At 53.9% G+C, this 20,189-nt stretch carries 20 protein-coding genes; 11 read left to right on the forward strand and 9 right to left on the reverse strand.

What is annotated here, in order from left to right; genetic code table 11:
- Positions 1-233 precede the first annotated feature (233 nt).
- Together CGZ75_RS22175 and CGZ75_RS22180 are read left to right on the forward strand one after the other, a co-directional pair.
- Positions 234-1,196 carry an ABC transporter ATP-binding protein gene (locus tag CGZ75_RS22175; RefSeq protein WP_089526432.1) on the forward strand — a complete coding sequence of 321 codons (963 nt, stop codon included), beginning with the start codon at positions 234-236 and terminating at the stop codon, positions 1,194-1,196.
- The gene (locus CGZ75_RS22180; RefSeq protein ID WP_245851043.1) at positions 1,180-2,013 is read left to right on the forward strand and encodes an ABC transporter permease; all 834 of its coding nucleotides are present in this window, start codon (positions 1,180-1,182) and stop codon (positions 2,011-2,013) included. Before CGZ75_RS22175 ends, CGZ75_RS22180 begins: the two co-directional genes overlap by 17 nt.
- 89 nt (positions 2,014-2,102) lie before the next feature.
- On the opposite strand, the gene CGZ75_RS22185 is transcribed toward CGZ75_RS22180, so the two are convergent.
- Positions 2,103-2,618 (reverse strand): bactofilin family protein, encoded by a 516-nt coding sequence (locus CGZ75_RS22185; RefSeq protein WP_089526434.1) that lies wholly within the window; start codon positions 2,616-2,618, stop codon positions 2,103-2,105.
- A 189-nt stretch (positions 2,619-2,807) separates the two neighbouring features.
- On the opposite strand from CGZ75_RS22185, the gene cls reads away from it, so the two are divergent.
- Positions 2,808-4,235 carry a cardiolipin synthase gene (gene cls, locus CGZ75_RS22190; RefSeq protein ID WP_089526435.1) on the forward strand — a complete coding sequence of 476 codons (1,428 nt, stop codon included), beginning with the start codon at positions 2,808-2,810 and terminating at the stop codon, positions 4,233-4,235.
- A gap of 79 nt (positions 4,236-4,314) precedes the next feature.
- On the opposite strand, the gene ligD is transcribed toward cls, so the two are convergent.
- From ligD to ku, 3 genes are read right to left on the reverse strand one after another with little or no spacing between them, the layout of a single operon-like run.
- On the reverse strand, positions 4,315-5,211 hold the full coding sequence (ligD, locus tag CGZ75_RS22195; protein WP_089526436.1) for a non-homologous end-joining DNA ligase: 897 nt from the start codon (positions 5,209-5,211) through the stop codon (positions 4,315-4,317).
- Between the two features lie 16 nt (positions 5,212-5,227).
- The gene (locus CGZ75_RS22200; RefSeq protein WP_089526437.1) at positions 5,228-6,361 is read right to left on the reverse strand and encodes an ATP-dependent DNA ligase; all 1,134 of its coding nucleotides are present in this window, start codon (positions 6,359-6,361) and stop codon (positions 5,228-5,230) included.
- Complete coding sequence (gene ku, locus CGZ75_RS22205) at positions 6,362-7,297, reverse strand: non-homologous end joining protein Ku (protein ID WP_089526438.1); 936 nt, start codon at positions 7,295-7,297, stop codon at positions 6,362-6,364. It abuts the gene before it with no gap.
- 170 nt (positions 7,298-7,467) lie between these two features.
- Between ku and CGZ75_RS26395 the strand changes: the two genes are divergently transcribed.
- Complete coding sequence (locus CGZ75_RS26395) at positions 7,468-7,863, forward strand: hypothetical protein (protein WP_089526439.1); 396 nt, start codon at positions 7,468-7,470, stop codon at positions 7,861-7,863.
- A gap of 54 nt (positions 7,864-7,917) precedes the next feature.
- On the forward strand, positions 7,918-8,115 hold the full coding sequence (locus CGZ75_RS22215) for an H-type small acid-soluble spore protein (RefSeq protein WP_089526440.1): 198 nt from the start codon (positions 7,918-7,920) through the stop codon (positions 8,113-8,115).
- 12 nt (positions 8,116-8,127) lie between these two features.
- On the opposite strand, the gene CGZ75_RS22220 is transcribed toward CGZ75_RS22215, so the two are convergent.
- Complete coding sequence (locus tag CGZ75_RS22220; RefSeq protein ID WP_089526441.1) at positions 8,128-8,316, reverse strand: hypothetical protein; 189 nt, start codon at positions 8,314-8,316, stop codon at positions 8,128-8,130.
- A 298-nt stretch (positions 8,317-8,614) separates the two neighbouring features.
- On the opposite strand from CGZ75_RS22220, the gene CGZ75_RS22225 reads away from it, so the two are divergent.
- The 5 genes from CGZ75_RS22225 to tsaD all read left to right on the forward strand — a co-directional run bounded on the left by CGZ75_RS22225 (position 8,615) and on the right by tsaD (position 12,927).
- Positions 8,615-9,490, forward strand: a complete 876-nt coding sequence (locus tag CGZ75_RS22225) for a YitT family protein (protein ID WP_089526442.1) — start codon at positions 8,615-8,617, stop codon at positions 9,488-9,490.
- Positions 9,491-9,685: 195 nt separating this feature from the next.
- Complete coding sequence (tsaE, locus tag CGZ75_RS22230; RefSeq protein ID WP_089526443.1) at positions 9,686-10,180, forward strand: tRNA (adenosine(37)-N6)-threonylcarbamoyltransferase complex ATPase subunit type 1 TsaE; 495 nt, start codon at positions 9,686-9,688, stop codon at positions 10,178-10,180.
- Entirely contained in the window at positions 10,177-11,367 is a 1,191-nt protein-coding gene (gene tsaB, locus CGZ75_RS26110; RefSeq protein ID WP_245851045.1) for a tRNA (adenosine(37)-N6)-threonylcarbamoyltransferase complex dimerization subunit type 1 TsaB, read from the forward strand. The genes tsaE and tsaB overlap by 4 nt, the downstream gene beginning before the upstream one ends.
- On the forward strand, positions 11,354-11,875 hold the full coding sequence (rimI, locus tag CGZ75_RS22240) for a ribosomal protein S18-alanine N-acetyltransferase (RefSeq protein WP_089526444.1): 522 nt from the start codon (positions 11,354-11,356) through the stop codon (positions 11,873-11,875). The genes tsaB and rimI overlap by 14 nt, the downstream gene beginning before the upstream one ends.
- Complete coding sequence (gene tsaD / locus CGZ75_RS22245; RefSeq protein WP_089526445.1) at positions 11,872-12,927, forward strand: tRNA (adenosine(37)-N6)-threonylcarbamoyltransferase complex transferase subunit TsaD; 1,056 nt, start codon at positions 11,872-11,874, stop codon at positions 12,925-12,927. The genes rimI and tsaD overlap by 4 nt, the downstream gene beginning before the upstream one ends.
- A 90-nt stretch (positions 12,928-13,017) precedes the next feature.
- Here tsaD and CGZ75_RS22250 read toward each other — a convergent pair whose 3' ends face one another.
- The 3 genes from CGZ75_RS22250 to CGZ75_RS22260 all read right to left on the reverse strand — a co-directional run bounded on the left by CGZ75_RS22250 (position 13,018) and on the right by CGZ75_RS22260 (position 15,717).
- Positions 13,018-14,199 carry a phosphodiester glycosidase family protein gene (locus CGZ75_RS22250; protein ID WP_245851048.1) on the reverse strand — a complete coding sequence of 394 codons (1,182 nt, stop codon included), beginning with the start codon at positions 14,197-14,199 and terminating at the stop codon, positions 13,018-13,020.
- Positions 14,196-14,624: a hypothetical protein gene (locus CGZ75_RS22255; protein ID WP_089526446.1), complete on the reverse strand. Its 429-nt coding sequence runs from the start codon at positions 14,622-14,624 to the stop codon at positions 14,196-14,198. Before CGZ75_RS22255 ends, CGZ75_RS22250 begins: the two co-directional genes overlap by 4 nt.
- Positions 14,625-15,408: 784 nt before the next feature.
- The gene (locus CGZ75_RS22260) at positions 15,409-15,717 is read right to left on the reverse strand and encodes a hypothetical protein (RefSeq protein WP_089526447.1); all 309 of its coding nucleotides are present in this window, start codon (positions 15,715-15,717) and stop codon (positions 15,409-15,411) included.
- A gap of 15 nt (positions 15,718-15,732) precedes the next feature.
- Here CGZ75_RS22260 and CGZ75_RS22265 point away from each other — a divergent pair, with 15 nt between their 5' ends.
- Positions 15,733-17,307 carry a 2-isopropylmalate synthase gene (locus tag CGZ75_RS22265; protein ID WP_089526448.1) on the forward strand — a complete coding sequence of 525 codons (1,575 nt, stop codon included), beginning with the start codon at positions 15,733-15,735 and terminating at the stop codon, positions 17,305-17,307.
- 853 nt (positions 17,308-18,160) lie between these two features.
- Here the strand turns inward: CGZ75_RS22265 and CGZ75_RS22270 are convergent.
- Entirely contained in the window at positions 18,161-20,149 is a 1,989-nt protein-coding gene (locus tag CGZ75_RS22270) for an ABC-F family ATP-binding cassette domain-containing protein (RefSeq protein WP_089526449.1), read from the reverse strand.
- Between the last annotated feature and the right edge of the window lie 40 nt (positions 20,150-20,189).

Genomic DNA, 20,189 nt, shown 5'->3' on the forward strand with positions numbered 1-20,189 from the left:
ATCGGGTCAACAGCCTTCCTATGAGTTTTGCAATAACACCAAGCATTTAGCTGGAAAATGCCAACTGTTCGATCCGTCCCCAACACCCCAGCCTTTATTAAGGTTGGGGTGTTTTTTGGTTAAGCGGTTTCTAATGGGTTCAACCGGGAATATCCACCTCCACGGCTTCCTTAGGGGCTTCAAATAGGCTATAATGTTCTGGATATGAATGGAAAATTGTGAGGTGAAGTAAGCTGAGTCAGCCTATTGTGCAACTGAAACAAGTAACCAAACGAATTGGTAACAAGACAATCATCGACAACCTGACTCTTGATCTTCCTCAAGGTGAGGTGTTCGGCTTCCTCGGGCCTAACGGCTCGGGCAAAACAACGACGATCCGCATGATGGTCGGCTTAATGCGACTGACAGAGGGGGATATTGTCATCGGCGGGTCGAGTATCCGCACGGATTTTGAGAAAGCAATCCGCCAAGTGGGAGCGATCGTGGAAAACCCGGAGATGTACAAATATCTGAGCGGTTATCGTAACCTGATGCACTATGCACGTATGGTGCCGGGCATCAGCCGCAACCGGATCGACGAGGTCATCCGGCTTACAGGTTTGGATAAGCGGATCGAGGATAAGGTTAAAACCTACTCGCTCGGCATGAGGCAGAGGCTGGGTGTTGCCCAGGCGCTGCTGCATAAACCTTCCCTGCTTATTCTTGACGAGCCGACCAACGGTCTCGACCCGGCAGGTATTCGTGAGCTTCGGGATTATTTGCGAAGGTTAGCGGTGGAAGAAGGAACGACTGTATTCGTTTCCAGCCATCTGTTGTCAGAAATGGAACTGATGTGCGACCGGGTAGCAATCATCCAAGCCGGCAAGCTTATCGACATCCGCTCGCTTCGCCCTGGAGGCGTGGACAGTAATGGCATGGGTGAAGGTGTTCCTGGGCAGGTTCTTTTCGAGGTGGACCGCCCGGACGAGGCGGCTCGCCTGCTTCAGGAGGAGATCCGTACAGCGGACGGAGTGCCTGCTAAGCTCGATATCCGCAGCGCAGAAGGATCCATTCTGCTGGACGCGATGCGAGAGGACATTGCCGAGCTCAATGGGCTGCTTGTCCGCGGAGGCATCCGAGTGTATAGCATCCGCTCCGTGAGCAAGTCACTTGAAGATCAATTCCTGGAAGTAACAGGAGGTGAATCCGTTGTTTAATTTTGCCGCCCTCGTGGCTAATGAGAATATGAAAATTTATCGGCGGGTTCGCGTTTGGATCATGCTTGGCCTTCTGGTCGTACTGTCAGCAGCGATTTCGATTATCGCTTCAATAACGTCAAGCTCCCCGCTTACGATGTGGGGCATGATCCCAATTATTCTAATGATTTTGATGCCGCTGGCTAATATTTTTTGCATCATCATCGCGGCGGACAGCGTAGCAGGAGAGTTCACGCAAGGTACAATTAAGCTGCTGCTTATCCGCCCTTGGTCTCGCTCCAAGGTGCTTTTATCCAAGTATGTGTCGGTGCTGCTGTTCGTTCTGTTTAGTCTGGTTGTTGTTTATATATCGACTTTTCTAATCAATCTGCTTGTGTTTGGTTACGAAAGTGGTGTATTGGCACAGCAGACATTCCAGACGATGGACAAAGAAATGTCGGCTTGGTCTTACGTGAACCAATTTTTCCTAATGGAGTTCATTTCCTCCACGGTTACGGTGACTCTTGCATTCATGATTTCCGCCGCATTCCGCAGCAGCGGTTTGGCGATCGGACTTTCTCTGTTTATCGTCCTGATGGGAAGCTCGCTGTCGCAGCTTCTTGGTCTTGTAAATAAACCATGGGTAGACTATGTGATATTCCTGCATCTCGACCTGGCCCGTTATATCGGCGGAGCAAATCCCGACAGGGGCTTGATGTTTGCCGGTACTGAGAGTCCGATGACACTCGGCTTCTCGCTCGCCGTGCTTGCTGGTTACTACATTATCTTCATGGCGCTCTCCTGGTTTGTATTTACGAAACGGGATGTAGCGGCCTAAGCTCCACTAGGAATAGAACAAAAAACTCGCGAGCTGGACGATACTCCAGAGCGCGAGTTTTTTTGTTGGGTCAACGTTGTAAACTAGCTTCAACCCGCTTGGCGGCGCTCCTTTACGCTTCCTTCGCGCACCGGCTCTCGGGTTTCGCGCGAAGCGGCGGGGTCACCGGCGGAGCGGTTAAGTGGAGCAGATTGGCCTGATCCGCCTGAGACGCTGTCCGCTACTGAATTTGTAGCAACTGGCGGAGTAACGGTCTGTTGCGTGCGTTGCTCCATGCGGCAGCTGCCGCTCAAAATACCGCCATCCTGAACGAGCAGTGAAGAGGTTGTAGCTGTGCCGTGCAACTGCCCGCTGCTCATTATCGTGAGGCGGCCGGTCGTCACGACATCCCCGTACACTTTGCCGGTGATGGTGATGTCACGCGCGAAAATGTTGGAGCGCACTACGCCGCTTTCACCAATGATAACATCCGCCTTGCACTCGATGTCGCCTTGGTATTCACCTTCGATGCGCAGGCTGGCTTCACAGGTCATCTTTCCTTCGGCGTGCGTCCCTTGCCCGATCAGCGTATCGGCAACTGACCAGCGTTTGTTTTCCTTGAACATGCTCTAATCCCCCCTGGTGTAGGCTCGTGTTAAGTAGTATGTATTCGGCGGATAGCCGGTTCATGACGGAGGACAAGGAGTTGGACTATAATATGTTCTCTCTCCTGCTTGAAATCATAGTTCCTCGTTGATACTAAAGTAATGAAGCTTTTTCTACAAATGCTCGAATCCAATCTAAGTAGGTGTCCCATGTTCTGGCTGCTTATCGCACTCTTGATCTTCCTGTTCCAAATTATGACGATTCTCATTCTGGAGTACCGTAAGCCTGGCAAAACCGTTGCCTGGCTGCTCATTCTGTTCGTGCTGCCGATCATCGGCTTCGTTATGTACTACTTTCTCGCTCGGGAGTTTCAGACTCGGCGAACGGTCCGCCGGCGAGGAATGATCGCCCGCGAGGTGCAGCTTAAGGCGCTGCGCCAAAGCTCGCTTGTACACCGGCCCGGCGACATGGAAGGCTCAGAATTTGCGCATGAAGAGCGGCTATTCAATCTGCTGAGCAGCTTCTCGATGCTGCCGATTACAGGCTGCAATGAGACCGAGGTGCTGACGAATGGAGAAGCAACTTACCAATCGATTTTGGCCGCGCTGGAAGAAGCCAAACATCATATCCACCTTGACTACTACACGATCCGCCATGACGAGATCGGTTGCCGCTTCAAGGAAGTGCTGATCCGCAAAGCAAAAGAAGGAGTGGAGATCAGGCTCATTTATGACGGAATCGGAAGCCTCGAGCTCAAGAACGGATATGTTCAGGAGCTGAAGCAGGCCGGTGTGGAGGCGCATTGTTTTTTGACTCCGCGCATTGCTTTTTTCGACAAACGAGTTAATTACCGCAATCACCGGAAAATTGTTGTTGTGGACGGAACGGTCGGCTTCGTCGGTGGCATCAACATCGGGGACGAGTATTTGGGTAAAAACCCGAAGCTCGGCTTTTGGCGTGATACGCATATCAAGCTGAAGGGGGATTCGGTGTATTTTCTCCAGTTGGTGTTCATGCGGGATTGGTGGTTCACGGCTAGCAAAAGGCTAGATAAACGGGAGTATCTGCCCGAGCACGGATGCCTTGGTGCGGAGCAGGTTCAGATTGTAGCAAGCGGACCGGATTCCAGCTCAGAATCGATCCTTGAAGGTATCTTTTCGGCAATCAGCGCAGCTAAGCAGAAAGTTTATATCGCTACGCCGTATTTCATTCCCGACCCGAGTGTGTTGATGAGTCTGAGGACGGCGGCACTGAGCGGGGTTGATGTCAGAATTATTTTGCCGTATAACTCGGATTCCAGGCTTGTGCTCTACTCCTCGCTGTCCTATGTACAAGACCTTCTGGAGGCGGGGGTGCGAATTTACCGGTATCGAAAAGGCTTCATTCATGCCAAGGTAATGATTGTGGATCGCCTGATGGCATCGGTGGGGACGGCGAACATGGATATGCGCAGCTTTTTCAGCAACTTCGAGATCAATGCGCATCTGTTCAGCGCCAAGGCGATCCAGCGGCTGGAAGAGGATTATATGGCTGATCTGGATGAGTGTTTTGAGCTGAGCTTGCATGAATTTGAGAAGCGTCCTCTCCGGCAAAAGGCAGGGGAAGTCATCGCCCATATGCTGTCTCCGTTGTTATGAAATATGGGATGAAAAAAGCGCCCGGTGGGGCGCTTTTTTAGGGTTCCAAGAAGCTTCTGGACGTTTGCGGCCGGGTTCACTATTTGCGTCGAAGAAATTCCAGAATCGGCCGCAGCCGCTGCTTGGGCGCTTTCAACAGCAGATCGCCATGCTTCTGCAGCCGCTCCGCGATGTTAAGCAGATGGAAATCGCGGGGCTGTGCGCCCCCACGAATCTCGTCCCAAGTCAGGGGCGTGGATACGGTTGCGGCCCGTTTGGCGCGGGGCGTATAGGGAGCGGCGATTGTTTTGCCCTGATAATGTTGAAGGTAATCGAAGTAGATCAAATCGCCCCGGTTCTTCTTAAGCCGCTCCACGGTAAATAAATGAGGCAGCTTCTGCGTCATGTATTCCCCGATGAATTGCCCAATAGAGCGCAGCTCGTCAAAGCTAAGCCGGTCCTCTAAGGGCACAATAATCTGCACGCCGGTGGCGCCGCTTGTTTTGGGGATGGACTGAATGCCAAGCCCGGCGAGCTGCTCGCCGACATGGGCGGCTGCCTCCATGATGCGCGGCTCCTCCTCGAGAGATGGGTCGAGGTCGATAACCCATTCGGTTGGATGCTGCGGATCGGCGGCTAGCTCAAAGGAAGCGTGGAACTCCAGGCAAGCCAGATTGCCAAGCCAGATTAGTGTTGGAAGCGAGTCCAGTACAGCGTAGTCGATGCTCCCATCGCTGCGAGTACGGACGAAGGGCGGATGGGGTTCGGGGCAATTTTTTTGATAAAAAGATTTGTCGTGAACACCATGCGGATACCGGATAGTAGTTAGATGCCGGTCCCGGCAATGATGGATCAAGTACGGGGAGAGCTGAATTAGCTTCTCCAGGTACATCAGCTTAGTAATACCAACCTCGGGCCATAACGGCTTGGAGGGGTTCGTAATGATTAGCGTTTCGCCCTCGATGGTTAGGCTGCCCCTTTCCTGCTTGCTCGCCAAGCGATCTTCCCCCTCTCTAGCCCCTGCGGCCAAAAGAAGCCAGTTTGGGATGTCGCAGCTGCCCGGCCTCGGTGATCTCCAGTCCAGTAACCGTACAAGGAATAGGCTGCTCCAGCCAAACGATCCTTTCCCTCTTCAGGTCGGGATGGAGGGTAGGGAAGGGCAGCTTGCCATATTGGCTGCGCCCATCTGCAAAAGCATTCCCAGGAACGAGTTGGGATGTCAGAAGCGCCCTCATTTCACCCGTCAATCCAAGGGAAACGCTGCCGAAATATTGGCCATCCAAGCTCATGATCAGACTCACTGCCTGTCCCTCGCGAACTTTCAGGCCGACGATGTCGACGTCAACTAACAAGGCGGTTTTCGTTTTGAGCCAATCGCGGTGTTTCTTGGCTTCTCGGTAGGGAGAGGTCAGTCGTTTGCTAACGACTCCCTCCCAGCCAGCATTGCTCACCCAGCGCCAAAGTGCTTCACCATCGGAGTACAGCTCTGTAACGAGTAAACCGTTCGGTAGCAGTGGTGCGAGTCGCAATAATGTTTCATGCCGCTCCCGAAAAGGGAGCTGCCGCAGGTCGCGTCCATCAACAGCCAGTAGGTCAAATAGCACAAAGACAAGTCCTGGCGGTGATGGGAAAATACCATGGGCTACTTGAGACGAAGTACTGACGGATTCTGGGCGATTCGGTAGCCCGAAGGAGTCGTCAGCAGCTGGTGCTGAAGCGCCAGTGTTCCGCTGGCTCGCAGCAGCAGCGTCAGAACTCCGCCAAGGCGCGATGCCGGGGTCCGGGTGGCGAAGCTCCGTCATGGCAGAGCTGCCTCCATATCCCCGCGTCCTTTCTCGCTGCAGTACACGCTGAAAGCTGGGCCGCTCACCGGTCCAACTGATTAGCTCGCCGTCGAGGACACAGCGGCCAAGCGAGGAGGCGCAGCCTTGAAGCAATGCGACCAGCTCGGGATAGATGAGATTTTTAAGCAGGCCTTGCCGAGAGATCAACTGTACGCTTTTGTCCTCTCCGATTAGCGCCAGCAACCGCACACCGTCCCATTTGATCTGGTAACCCCATTCTTCCCCGGATGGCAGCTTGGCGGCGGTGATTGGAGCCATCGGTGCGACCATTCCTTCGGACATAGATGAGTCGTGGGTCCCCATTTAGGAAGCGCCTGCCCCTGCATCCTTTTTCTTTTTAGCGCGAGGTTTGACGGCTTTTTTAGGTGTCTTTTCTTCAGCTTCAGCGGTTGCTTCGGCTGGAATAGTGGTCGATTTCTTGCGTTTACGAGCAGGCGGAGAGGCATCTGTCACCGGAATGGCCATTGGTGTTTTGACCGACTCCAGGCTGGCCTGGAGGGCCGCCATCAGATCGAGCACATGGCCCGGCTCTTGACGCGGCGCGACTGTCACGTCTTCTCCGGCGATTTTGCCCTGAATCAGGTCATGCATAGCTGTGCGGTAATCATCGGTATATTTCTCCGGCTGGAATGGCGACGTTAACTGATCAATCAGCAGCTTGGCCATCGTCAATTCTTTATCATTCAGCTGCAAGGCACCGGGTAGATTCGGAACCTGTTGTACGGAGCGAATTTCATCCGGATAGTAGATCGTTTCCATCGCTAAACAGCCGCTGTGAAGCACGCGGATTGCCGCGAGACTGCTTTTGGAACGGATGGAAATTTTGGCGATACCGATTTTTCCGGACTGTTTCATCGCCTCCATCAGCAGGGAATAAGCGCTGCCGCCCGCTTGGTCTGGAGACAGATAGTAGGTTTTCTGAAAATAAATCGGATCAATCTCCTCCAGCGCCACAAAATCCAGAATCTGGATCGTTTTCGACTTTTCGCCGGCAGCCTGTTCCAGTTCATCCTTATCAAAGGTAACAAAGCGGCCTTTTTCATATTCATAACCCTTAATAATTTCGTTCCACTCCACCTTCTTGTCGCAGACGGGGCATTCTCTAACGTAGGCAATCGGACTGCCACACACGGAATGCAGCATGCGCAAGGAAATATCTTTGTCTTCTGTGGCGGAAAACATTTTGACGGGGACGTGCACGAGTCCGAAGCTGATCGCGCCTTTCCATACGGTATGCACGGTAGGTCATGCCTCCTAGCGCCGGTTCGCCGGCTAATGTTACTCTAAGTGTTCCTTTGCGCAGCCCATCCCATGCATGAAGGCGCCGGGCACCGGGCATATTGGTTTTAGGGCTGGAGGCAGCCGCTTACGCATGGCGCGGAGCTGGAGCGAAGGGAGGCTGAACTAGAATGAAAGAAGAAGAGATTCGCCGCAAGCTGGAGCAGGAGCTGGACAATCGGCATATGCTTGCCAGCAGTCGGGATGAGCAGAGCCTGGAAGCCTTGGACGTGGAAATGAGCACCGAACTGGATGGCTCGCTACAGCAAGGCGGAGCGCAAAGTGATACCGACGCCGGTGTTGGACATACGAACGATCATGGCGGACGTGTGGATTATGAAATGGATATCGACCGGATGGTCGGTGAGGGGCTTGGCGGTGGTCAAGTGACGATTCACAACGGTCATATTGGAGAGTCGACGACCGATACGATGAAGCTAGAGGAAGACATTGGTTTGCCAGTCGTACCGGAGAAGGATCCCTCGAAGGAATTGGGACGAATCAAAGGCCAACTGATGGCGGACTGAGGCTTGTTGGCCCAATAGAGTTTGGTGACTGAATTTGGAATGGAGGTTGTTTGAATGGACGTGAAACGCGCGATAGAGATTTATGATTCTTCGGAAATGGTAGCGGTACATCTAGGTGGGCATTCGGTTTGGATCGAAAATGTAGACGAGGCAAACGGCATGGCTACTGTACAGGTTGGCACAACGCCTCAAAACACGCAGACTGTATCCGTAGATCAGCTGCATGAGGGCAAGCCGGAACGGGAGAATTAATTTCCCACTTCATTATGCAAACCATAAAAAAGCGCCGTCGTCCTTGGCCTTACGGCACCAGGACCGGCGCTCTTCTTGTTTGTGATTAGGCTTGATCTGAGTCTGGGGTTTACGCATCCAGATCAGTCTTGTTGAATCCAGTTCATGCTGTTGCTGGGAAGCTTTCGACTTTGCGGAAGCTTTTTTTCTATTACGGGACATATCTATTCCTCCTCTGAACGCTGCCTAAGTAAAAAGCAATCGATTAACTAATCACTTTATACGAAATTCGGTCTACGGCGCAATCCCCAAAATAAATATAAAAGGGACGGAGACAAGTCATCTATCACAATTAATTCAAAAATGGAGATAATAGAAGAGAAATGAATATAACGAGCAATAAAGCGTGATAAAGTCGAGGAAAAAGAGTTTTTTTGGCTAAAATGAGCTAAAATGCTTTAATTTCGCGGTAATTTACTTTATAATTAAAGTATAGACAACTAGAGGGGGAGTGAGGGTTATGGCTACGGTGAAGGGACAGCATTTGAAGTTGCCCCTGTACGAAGTGATTAAGAGGGGAATCTTTCTGACAATCGGCGCGGTGCTGATGGCGGTCGGACTGGAGATTTTTCTCGTTCCGAACAACATCATTGACGGCGGTATTACCGGCATATCGATCATGCTTTCTTACATTACAGACGTTCCGCTCGGCCTTTTTCTCTTTGTGCTCAACCTGCCGTTTCTGTTCCTAGGCTACAAGCAGATCGGCAAAACATTCGCTTTCTCCACGTTATACGGGATCGCGGTCATGTCGCTGACGACATTTTTGCTACATAATGTTGATCCGGTGACAATTGATGAATTCCTTGCTTCCATCTTCGGCGGCATCGTGCTTGGCACGGGCGTTGGTATGGCTATCCGTTTTGGCGGGTCGCTGGACGGCACGGAAATTGTCGCGATTTTATTCGCCAAGAAGATGCCGTTTTCCGTTGGTGAAATCGTCATGTTCGTTAACCTATTCATTCTATCCAGCGCAGGATTCCTGTTCTCGTGGGATCGGGCCATGTACTCGCTGATCGCGTATTACATAGCCTACAAGATGATCGACATCGTGCTTGAGGGCTTTGACGAGTCCAAGGCAGCATGGATCATTAGCGACGAATATCGGGATATCGGTGAGGCAATCATGAGCCGTCTCGGTCGCGGCGTTACCTATCTTAACGGAGAGGGCGGCTTTACTGGCGGCGAGAAAAAGGTCATTTTTGTTGTCATCACCAGGCTTGAGGAAGCCAAGCTCAAATCAATCGTGTCCGACATGGACTCGGCAGCGTTTCTGGCCGTTGGCAACATCCATGACGTGAAGGGCGGCCGCTTCAAAAAGCGGGACATCCATTAACGAAGATTACATCCGTTCAAGGCTGAGAAGCTGGTATAGCTTCGATCCGGGGAAGTCCCTGGGTCGGAGCTTTTTTTTCTCTCTTCTACTATCAGCCGATCCGGCTTTGGTTGCGGCAGGGAGGGGCGGCCGATATAATGGGAACAAGATTCCGTGATCGGATGCAGTATGTCAGAGGGCAGGGTGAAATAGATGATGGATGAAACAGCCGAGACGCAGTGGAGCGCCCGCAGCGAAGCGGATACGGTAAGACTTGCCGGTTTGCTGGCCTCGCGTGCGGAGCCGGGTACAGTAATTGCGCTGGACGGCGATCTGGGGGCGGGTAAAACCCGATTCTCGCAGGCGTTCGCCGCGGGGCTTGGTGTGCAGGGAACCGTTAACAGCCCGACCTTTACGATTATAAAAGAATATGAAAGCGGCAGGCTGCCGCTTTATCATATGGATGTATACAGATTGTCTCTGCCAGAAGCAGATGAGCTTGGACTGGACGATTATTTCTATGGTCCTGGCGTGTCACTGGTGGAATGGGCAAGCCTCATTCCCGAGCTGTTGCCGGAGGAGCGACTGGAGATTCATTTGACACATCTGGGCGATGAGCAGCGCCTCATTGTGATTCGCGGCAAGGGACCACGTTATGCGGCTTGGTGCCGGGAGCTTGCCGACCTGGTGGAAGGAGGCGGCGAAGCATGAGCGAACACGTAGAGAAGGAAGTCCCCCCTTCCGAACCAGTCGACTTCTCATCTGCTGGTTTCGGCCTAGCTAAACAGCCTATGCAAAAGGGAGCCGTGTCTGCCCAGTCGGACAGCGGTGAGCTTGAGAAGCTGCAAGATGCAGCTATTCGACCCGACCGCGAAGCGTTGGTGTTGGCAATCGACTCATCTACGCCGATGCTGGCGGCGGCGCTTGTGCGCGGGAATGAGCTGCTCGGCAGCGTACAGTCACTGGCAGAGCGCAACCACTCTGCACATGCCGTACCGGCCGTCCAGCGATTGCTGAAGGCTGCCGGCATTGACGGTTCGCAATTGGCGGGTATTGCCGCAGGACGAGGCCCCGGTTCATATACCGGGGTGCGTATCGCAGCATCCATCGCCAAAACTCTCGCCTGGACATGGGGCGTGCCGCTGCTTGGCGTCTCCTCGCTGGAGAGCTTGGCCGTCGGTGCATGGTCGGCCGCCAACTCGGCAGACGCCGATGGCGCTGGAGCTCCGGTTGTTGAGTATGCCGGAGAGCAGCATATGGGGAAAGAGCATACTGTACCGACAGGTTCCGGCTGGGTTGTTCCGCTGCTGGACGCTCGTCGCGGCCAGGTGTACACGGCTCTGTTTGTCGCGGGGGCCGCTGAGCTGCCCGCAGCTCACGGTTACGCCGTTGAGGGGGGCGCTGCCGCTGCCGCTGATAGCCGTACCGCATCTGCCTCTGCTGAGCAAGCCAAGCCTGCCGCATCGGCAGCTGCTCCAGCAAGCGATGCCTCCACTGCAGGCGGTGAATGGCTGCCGCTGGACGCCTCATGGAGCCGACTTGAGACCGATGGGCTGCGCCCCATGGAGACATGGGCAAGTCAGCTGGCGGATAGGTTGAGCTCGATGGATGCGGCCCGGCGGCCAGCGTTCATTCTTTTCACAGGAGATCTGGACAAGCATGAGCAAGGAATCCAACAGTTGGAGTCATTGGCACAGGAAAAGTTGCAGGGGACGGCTGTTCTCAGGGTGCCCCACACGATAGATGGGCGTTCCGTCGCTTGGCTGGGGAGACGGCGTCTAGCCGGAGGTGAAGCAGATGATCCGCACGGATTTATTCCTAACTACACGCAGTTGGCTGAGGCGGAAGCTAAACTACTGGAAAAGCCCCGGGAGGAGAAGAACGATGGCGGACTTTGACCTTTTGCAGGAACAGTCAGAGAATCGTGGAGACGGCGGTCTCCTATTCCGGTCCATGAGGTTGGATGACATCCCCTCCATCATCGCCATTGAACATGAAGCTTTCACCTCTCCATGGACTTCGGACGCTTTTGTCAACGAGCTGACTCACAATCATTTCGCGCGGTACATGGTGATGGAGCTTCACGGTGAGATTATCGGATACGGCGGAATGTGGCTCATTATGGATGAGGCGCATGTGACCAATATCGCTGTTAACAGCGAATTTCGGGGGCGCAAGCTCGGTTCGCGGCTGCTCTCCGAGCTGCAAAAGCTCGCCCAATTCCTTGGTGCATCACGCATGACGCTTGAGGTGCGCGTGACCAATGAGGTGGCGCAGTCGCTGTACCGCAAATTTGGCTTTGAGCCGTCCGGCATCCGTCCCGGTTACTATTCAGACAACAACGAAGATGCGCTGATCATGTGGGCAGAGCTGGATCGTAGCGGAGCGAAGGGAAGGGCGCAATGAAGGTAGATGAGAGCGCGGCTTTGATTCTCGCAATCGAGACGAGCTGTGATGAGACATCCGCTGCGGTTATCCGTGGCGGCAAGGAAATTTTGAGCAACATTGTATCAAGTCAGATTGAGACGCATCGCCTGTTCGGCGGCGTCGTGCCGGAGATTGCCTCGCGCAAGCATGTAGAAGTTATCACGCTCATCATCGAGCAGGCGCTCCAGGAAGCCGGCGTGCAGCCGCGTGATCTGTCCGCTGTGGCGGTTACGCAAGGGCCGGGGCTCGTTGGTGCGCTACTGGTCGGTATTGTGTCGGGCATGAGTCTGGCAATGGCGCTAAATATTCCGCTGATCGGGACGCATCATATAGCGGGGCATATTTACGCCAATGCACTAGTGAATGAGATCCAGTACCCTTGTCTTGCGCTAGTCGTGTCTGGCGGTCATACAGAGCTGGTGCTGTTGGAGGAAGAGGGCGTGTTTCGCATCATTGGGCGCACGAGGGATGACGCGGTTGGCGAAGCCTATGACAAAGTTGCGAGGGCACTTCATTTCCCTTATCCTGGTGGTCCTCATGTGGACCGAACTGCGGCTGAGGCAGAAACGGCCGTGCAGCTGCCGCGCTCCTGGCTGGAGCCGGATTCATACGACTTCAGCTTCAGCGGTCTTAAGTCGGCGGTGCTTTCTGCCATTAACCAGTCCCGGATGAAAAATCAGCCGCTGGACGTGCCGGCACTTGCCCGTGGTTTCCAGGAGTCGGTTATCGACGTCGTCACTGGCAAAGCAATGCGCGCTGCGCGGCAATACGGCGTCCGCCAGCTGCTGTTATGCGGCGGTGTGGCGGCTAACCGCGGGCTGCGCGCGCGGTTGACAGAGCTATGCGAGGCCGAGCGGCTACCGCTGCTCATCCCGCCGCATTCGCTCTGCACGGACAACGCCGCGATGATCGGCGCGGCCGCCCATCTCAAGTGGAAACAGGGCCAATTCGACGAATTGGACCTGAAGGCTGACCCAGGCCTGTCTCTGGAGGCCTGGTCTGTTAAGCCGGTTCCAGCAGGGGGCAATTAGCTTAGCCGTACACTCCAAATAAACAAAGTCCCGCAAGCAGTCCCATCCGAGGATGAGATGTTTGCGGGACTTTTTTGGTTTTGAAATCAATCAAGAGAAGAACAAAAAGTTCGTCGCAACCGGGCGAAGCCGATTGTCGGAAGGTTGATTGACGACGCGGCCGTCAAAAACGAGCGTGGAAGAGCCGCCGCCATCGAGATTGTAGCCATCAACCGCTTTGAAACGGGACAGCAGAAGCTGCATCTCTGCGAGCGTTGCGCCGGAGCTGCCGCTCTCATCATAGCCATCGGCAACGATGAAAAGGAGCTGATCATCCTTGTAATTGGCAACGACGGTACGCGGCGCGCGAGCGGGGCTGATTTGCCACTTGGGCGGGATCGGCTGGACAATACCATCCTGCATCAGGACAGGAACGAAGGAGACGCCGAATTTCGGCTGCTCTCGGTCGAGCTGTTCCCGACTCGTATACTTGCCCCCAATCAGTTCTCCATTCTCACTCAACCCGACGAAAAACAGATCCTTGTAAGAAGGCTCGAAGCCATTCACATATTTGCCGCCCATAACGGTTGTGCTAAGCGGATAACGGCGGCCGTTGCCGTCATCCGCAAAGCCCCCGGCGTTCACTCCGACGACCGCATCATAGCGCTTGACGGCTGCTAGTGTCGTTTCGGCTTTACCAGGTTTGTCGCCCCCGATAACAAGCTTCATGGCATCCTTGTCTTTGAGGCGGATCTTCAGCGCGTAGGCGGTAAAGTTCTGGGCCTTAATCGGGAAAAGCTGCGCTGTCAGCCGATCCGACTGGATCGTGCGGGACGGACTGCCAAGCGGCATCATGATGCGTCGGTCATAAATCATCAGCGGGCGCTGGCTCTGAGTGCGAGCCGATTGCACGATGGAGCTCATGCGCTGGCCGGTCTGGCTATACAGCTCCGCTGCATGTTTGATCGAGTCTGCCGTTTGGCCGGCGACAACCGTCGCCTGCTCCAAAGAACCGCTGATTGCGGTCACGGGAGAGGGAGCTGGAGCTGGAGCATCTCCAGGCTGGCCTGTGCTCACGGAATCGCCTGCAGGAAGTCGTACTTCCGGCGAGCTTAATATGAGAAACATTAGCGCTCCGAGAAACGGAGCGGTGGCCATCAACATCCAACGATTGAGGATGCGCACATCAAAAGGACGTTTAGATCTAGGGCGGGCTTGTCCATCTGTTTGATGCTTCTCCCCGCCCTGTGGATTCTTATTCCCAGAAGGGAAGACGCTTAATTCTTGGTTCATTTAAGCACTTCCAGATTCTTCTTCAGCTCGTCCAACTGCTTCTGGACATCATTCAGCTGCGTAAACAGCTTATTGCTGTTGTCCGTTTTGCTGCTGGCATTGTCACGGTTGAAGGCTAACAGCTCATTGAGGCTGTCGACCTTGCCTTGAAGCTCGGTCATATCGCTCGAGTAGCCGCTCTCTAACTTCTGGAGCTTGGCGTCGTACGCGGACTGCATTTGCGCAATCTGCTTGTTCGTCTGCTGCTGAATCTGAAGGGCAAGCTGCTGCTGGATATGCTGCGTATAAAACCATGCTCCGGCGACGCCGGCAGCGATAATGATGACCCAGGCGATAAGAAACGGCAGAGGAGAACGCTTGACGGCGCGGCGTGGTACGGACGAATCCGCGGATGACGGATAGACGGCATGGGAATCGGTATTCATGTTGATTTTTCACCTCTCTATTACGGTGTTTCAGCTCTAGCTTAGACGATGGAATGCTGGAATAAGTTGCGTTAGCTTCCTGTGAAGACCCTATTCTACCATACCGTTCCCGTACATTCATCTCTGCTGGATGACTTGACAGGGTAAAGCGCTTGTCGTATAGTCTTTTTCAACAGTTGGATGGATCAGTGGATCTCGCAAAACGCAAGGAACAGGAACAGTAGGTTAATCCGGGTATTTGGCTCTATGGAGCCAGTAGAGAGCTGCGGGGTGGTGCAACGCAGCCGAAGGATTGCTGAAGCTCGCCTGGGAGCGGATCGCTTGAACCGTTGCAGTGCAGTAGGATGCCCGGCCGAAGCGTCGGAATCTGTATGCAAGCGAAGCAACGGATAGAGCGGTACGGATGGCCCCGTTACGGCCGCATAGCTTGTTGTCGCAGTTCGAATTGCGGTCAGCAGCTGTGGTTAAGGGGGCGTTTCTTTGCAGGGACGTCAACGAGAGTGGTACCGCGCGGGCAACAGCCTGTCGTCTCTTGATTGAGACGGCAGGCTGTTTTTTTGTTGCTATTATTCCGCTCCGGACGGAATAATAGCAAGCCGGCTCCCATGAAAAATCCATCCGCTGAGGCTCGAAGCACATCCCAAGAACGACTGAATATATATAAATCACACGCTAGGATCAGGAGCAGTAGAGCCCGTCTGGTAACCAGAGAGCTGCGGGAAGGTGCAACGCAGTCAAGGACGAACTCGAACTCGCCTGGGAGCGGAGTGGGGGAAAGCAGGTGTCATCCTGCCAGTACTCCGCTACGGTTGTCCGCCGTCATCGGGATTTCTACCTGTATTTTGCCCTCATTCAGCAGCAGAGGCAGGGAGATAAAGCGGGTCCGGCGTCGCACGGAGTCTGGCAGCGGCTGATCAACCGTTTGCTGGAATCGGTACGGCCAAAGGGCAACAAGAGTGGTACCGCGGCAAGCGTAAGCCTGTCGTCTCTTGCAGAGGAGAATTCCAATTCCTTTGCGAGCAGACGGCAGGCTTTTTGTTTGGCCGCTAAAGTCAATCGAAACCAATTGAAATGACGTTAACAAATAATCCATTTGGAGGAACCTAAGATGACTCAATCGAATCAACCGCGGACAATTCAGATTTTCGACACGACGCTGCGTGACGGAGAGCAGTCACCTGGAGCGGCAATCGCGCCAGAGCGCAAAATCATTATCGCCAGGCAGCTGGCCCGGCTGGGTATCGATGTCATCGAACCGGGCTTCGCGGTATCGAGCCCTGGCGAGTTTGCCGCAATCAGGCAGATTTCCCGCGAGCTGCAGGGAGTAGAAATTGTCGGCTTCGCCCGCGCGGTGAAGGGCGACATTGACGCGGCTGTAAAAGCTACGCAAGATGCGGCGCGGCGCAGATTGCATATTTTTATCAGCTCCTCCGATATTCATCTGCAGTATCAGCTGCGTATGAGCCGTGCTGAGGTCATCGCACGTACCCGCGAAGTTCTCGCTTACGGCAAACAGTTTGTGCAAGAAATCGAGTTCTCGGCGATGGACGCAACCCGTTCTGATCTCGATTTTCTGACGGAGCTGACTGAGGTGGCGATTTCTGAGGGGGCGACAATCATTAATCTGCCGGATACGCTCGGTTATGCGCTGCCTGAGGAAATTTCGCATATGTTTACTTCGGTGCGTCGAAGGGCGCGAGGCGGAGACACGGTCCGCTACAGCGCCCACTGTCATGACGATCTTGGCTTGGCTGCAGCGAACAGTTTGGCGGCGGTTCGCGCCGGCGCATCGCAAGTAGAGGTCACGGTCAACGGCATTGGAGAGAGGGCCGGCAACTGCTCGCTTGAGGAACTGGTGATGATTTTGGATACGCGAGCCTCGGCGATCGGTGTGAAAACCAACATTAATCAGTCGGAAATTTTCGAGACGTCACGGTTGGTCAGCCGCATGATGCATTTCCCCGTCGCGTTCAATAAGCCGATTGTCGGCCGCAATGCGTTCCAGCATGAGTCCGGCATTCATCAGGACGGGTTGCTTAAAAACCGCAGCACGTATGAAATTATGGACCCTGAGGCGATGGGCATTCCCCGCAGCATGATCGTACTTGGCAAGCATTCTGGTCGTCATGCTATCAAGCATCGTCTTGCGGAGTTCGGCATCGAGCTGGAAGGGGAGCAACTGGACGCGGTGTACGCTGCATTCAAGATCAAGGCCGACTCACAGAAAATGGTAACCGACGAGCAACTGATCCGCATCGCCGGTGAGCAGACGGAAACTCAGCCCGACCCCTATGTGCTGACGGATCTGCAGGTAATGTCGGGCAGCCGCAGCGTTCGCTCAGCAACAGTGACGCTGCGCGATTGTTCCGGCAGGGAGGCTGTTTATGCAGCAGCTGGTGCAGGTCCGCTCGAAGCGGTCATCAGCTGTATTCGCCAAGGCATCCCGGATGCATCGGAGCTTGAGGACCTGGAGCTGCACTCGCTGACCACTGGTGAGGATGCGCATGGCGAGGCGGTTGTATCGGTGTTAATGAACGGTGAACGTTATCGTGGAACGTCTGTTCACGCCGATATTGTATTCGCCGCCGCGGAGGCTTATGTAGCCGCATGTAATGCGGCGATTTTAAGCAGTCGTGTGCATAAATCGAATAACAAATCTGTGGATAATGTGGATAACATCTAGGGATAACATTCGTTTCCAGTTTAAGAAGCTGAAAAAGCTGTTCTTGCAGGGTCGTTTAATATCGTTAATCTTTTGAAAAAACTGAAAATTATGCACCGCTTGTTGATAACCCTGTGTATAACTAAAGAATGACATCTCTAAGTTCGGCTTATATAAAATGGACGAAGGCCCTCTGTCGGCTGTTAACAGCTGCGACGGAAGGCCTTCTTTTGTGTGTTTGACTTCGCTAACTTGCGATGTCTCTGGGATGAGGCTGGTTTGCTCTTGCTCTAAGCTTTGAGGTCGAGCGCAGTTGACGCGCTTTAGAGTTTGGCGGGAGATCAGCCTTATATGATTGACCCTTGCTTGATTGGACGGCGACTTCAGGTCGCTGCCGTCAAGCAGGATATTCCTGCTTCTTTTCCATAACCTACAGACTTAACATGTCCTGCTGGGTGTTGCCCTGCATGTGTCTTGCTCTTGCGCATTCAGCGCGGCAAGACGGCATTCTAAAACAACGGAAGCCCTACCTCTCTTCCGTCCTTACGGCTCCGAAGACCGCGCCAGTGTGAATCAGAATCTCTCCAGGCTAATCAATTGGAATCAAGTAACGGCGGAACCGGGGGAAAAAAGCTCGGTTCCTGAAAGAAGGGGAATAGGTGGGTTAATCAATAACGAATATTATATCTTAAAATCAAGGGGGAAGTCAAGAGCTTCTGCTTAACAAGTCAAAATGCTCTATAAAAAGAGGGCATGAACAGCAAAACACAGCGTAAAGAGGGCGTCCCCTCGTCATCTATATGGATGACTGGGGACGCCCTCTTAAACTGACGTATTCATGGACCTAAGGAATGCAAAGCTAGCTCGCGCTCGGTCAGCCCAGCAGCCCTTCCCACTCCGAATAAACTGCTTCAAGCTGGCCCTTCACCGCTGTCAGCTCCTCTTGCACGGTCTGTACCTGGACGTAGTCCTGGTACACTTCTGGATCGGCAAGCCGCAGCTCCAGCTCGGTCGCCTGAGCTTCCAGTCGGGCGATATCCGCCTCCAGCTGTTCTACCCGGCGCTGGCGCGCGCGCTCATCCCGCCTGGCTTGCTTATCGGCCTCATAGGAGCTGGCTCCTCCTGTGGGCTTGTCGGCAGCAGCTTGTCGGTCGGCTGTAAGTGCTGAACCTGCCGACCCAGCACCTGGCTTGGCCGCCGCTGCGCCGCGCGATGCTTCGCGGGCCTCGAGGCGCAGCTCCTCGAGCTCTTTCTTTTTCTCGATCATATCATCGTAGTTGCCCAAATAATCGACCGTGCCCACTGGCGTCAACTCGATCATCCGCTCGGCGATCTTGTTAAGGAAGTAACGGTCATGAGAGATGAACAACAATGTGCCTTCGTAATCAAGCAACGCCGACTCCAGCACCTCTTTGCTGTACAAATCCAGATGGTTGGTAGGCTCGTCAAGAATCAGGACGTTCGCTTGCAATAACATGAGCTTGGCCAGAGCGACCCGGGCTTTCTCGCCGCCACTTAGGGAGCTGACGCGCTTTTTGACATCATCCCCGCTAAATAGGAAATTGCCAAGCACGGTACGGATACGAGCTTCCTCTACTCCAGGAAAAGCTCCCCAAACTTCCTCCAGCACCGTATTGTTGCCAGACAGCTCGCTCTGTTCTTGATCGTAATAACCAAGCTTGACATGCGTTCCCCAGTGAATCGTGCCGGTAAGAGTCTCTTGCTTGCCGATCAGCGCTTTGAGCAACGTAGATTTGCCGATTCCATTCGGCCCAATGAGTGCTGCAGTATCGCCTCGCTCCAGCCGCAGCGCTGTTTCTCGGAAGACTGGCTCTGAATTGTCGCTGTAACCGACGGATAGATTGCTGACATCCAGCACGTCACGGCCGGTCGTACGTTCAATCTCGAAGCGAAAATGAGCACGTTTTAAATCCCCTTGCGGGCGATCCATTCGATCCATCCGATCAAGCGCTTTGCGGCGGCTCTGCGCGCGCTTCGTCGTCGAGGCGCGAACGATGTTGCGGCGAACGAATTCCTCCATACGGGTAATTTCGTCCTGCTGTTTCTCGAATTGTTTCATCGCGGACTCGAACTCGGCTTCCTTCAGCTCCACGAACCGGCTGTAATTGCCGGAATATCGCTTCGCCTGATGACGTTCGATCTCGATAATGGTGCCAACGGTCGCATCCAAAAAATAGCGGTCATGAGACACGACCAGAATCGCGCCGGAGTAGCTGCGGAGGTAATCCTCCAGCCAGGTCAGCGTGGCGATATCCAGATGGTTGGTCGGCTCATCAAGCATGAGCAAATCGGGTGCTTGAAGCAGGATACGAGCCAGCGCCAATCGGGTTTTTTGGCCGCCGCTCAGCGTGCTGACCGAGGTATTCGGATCGGTCTCGCCAAAGCCCATGCCGTGCAGAACGCTTTTGATCCGGGTATTGATCTCGAAGCCGCCTTGGTCGCGGAACCAGTCCGAGCGCCGGGCATAACGCTCCAGCGTATCTTGATAGCGCTTCTCGTCCTCATGCAGAGCGGGATCAGCGATCTCATGTTCTAAGCGTCGAAGCTCCTGTTCGGTCTCAATTAGCGCGGAGAAGACCGCCCTCATTTCCTCGATGATGCTGCGGTCGGACTGCAATCCGCTGTTCTGCGCGAGGTAGCCGATTTTTGTTTCTTTGGAACGATGGATGACTCCGCCGTCATGCGACATGAGCCCCGCAAGGATCTGCAAAAGCGTGGACTTGCCAGCGCCATTGACGCCGACCAGTCCAACCCGCTCACGCTCCTGAATTTGAAAGCTTATGGTAGAGAGTATAGTTGTGATTCCATGGCTTTTAGAAAGATCATTAACTTGCAGCAGCATAAAATTCGAATGTTCCTTTCAATAAAACTTCTAATATAGA

Source organism: Paenibacillus herberti (genome assembly GCF_002233675.1).
GTDB classification, from domain to species: domain Bacteria; phylum Bacillota; class Bacilli; order Paenibacillales; family Paenibacillaceae; genus Paenibacillus_O; species Paenibacillus_O herberti.

Coding starts and splice junctions, on each gene's coding strand:
- CGZ75_RS22185 (WP_089526434.1), bottom strand. CDS start 2,618: ATGTTCAAGGAAAACAAACGCTGGTCAGTTGCCGATACGCTGATCGGG.
- cls (WP_089526435.1), top strand. CDS start 2,808: ATGTTCTGGCTGCTTATCGCACTCTTGATCTTCCTGTTCCAAATTATG.
- CGZ75_RS22200 (WP_089526437.1), bottom strand. CDS start 6,361: ATGGGGACCCACGACTCATCTATGTCCGAAGGAATGGTCGCACCGATG.
- CGZ75_RS26395 (WP_089526439.1), top strand. CDS start 7,468: ATGAAAGAAGAAGAGATTCGCCGCAAGCTGGAGCAGGAGCTGGACAAT.
- CGZ75_RS22215 (WP_089526440.1), top strand. CDS start 7,918: ATGGACGTGAAACGCGCGATAGAGATTTATGATTCTTCGGAAATGGTA.
- CGZ75_RS22220 (WP_089526441.1), bottom strand. CDS start 8,316: ATGTCCCGTAATAGAAAAAAAGCTTCCGCAAAGTCGAAAGCTTCCCAG.
- CGZ75_RS22225 (WP_089526442.1), top strand. CDS start 8,615: ATGGCTACGGTGAAGGGACAGCATTTGAAGTTGCCCCTGTACGAAGTG.
- tsaE (WP_089526443.1), top strand. CDS start 9,686: ATGGATGAAACAGCCGAGACGCAGTGGAGCGCCCGCAGCGAAGCGGAT.
- tsaB (WP_245851045.1), top strand. CDS start 10,177: ATGAGCGAACACGTAGAGAAGGAAGTCCCCCCTTCCGAACCAGTCGAC.
- rimI (WP_089526444.1), top strand. CDS start 11,354: ATGGCGGACTTTGACCTTTTGCAGGAACAGTCAGAGAATCGTGGAGAC.
- tsaD (WP_089526445.1), top strand. CDS start 11,872: ATGAAGGTAGATGAGAGCGCGGCTTTGATTCTCGCAATCGAGACGAGC.
- CGZ75_RS22250 (WP_245851048.1), bottom strand. CDS start 14,199: ATGAACCAAGAATTAAGCGTCTTCCCTTCTGGGAATAAGAATCCACAG.
- CGZ75_RS22255 (WP_089526446.1), bottom strand. CDS start 14,624: ATGAATACCGATTCCCATGCCGTCTATCCGTCATCCGCGGATTCGTCC.
- CGZ75_RS22260 (WP_089526447.1), bottom strand. CDS start 15,717: ATGGATTATTTGTTAACGTCATTTCAATTGGTTTCGATTGACTTTAGC.
- CGZ75_RS22265 (WP_089526448.1), top strand. CDS start 15,733: ATGACTCAATCGAATCAACCGCGGACAATTCAGATTTTCGACACGACG.
- CGZ75_RS22270 (WP_089526449.1), bottom strand. CDS start 20,149: ATGCTGCTGCAAGTTAATGATCTTTCTAAAAGCCATGGAATCACAACT.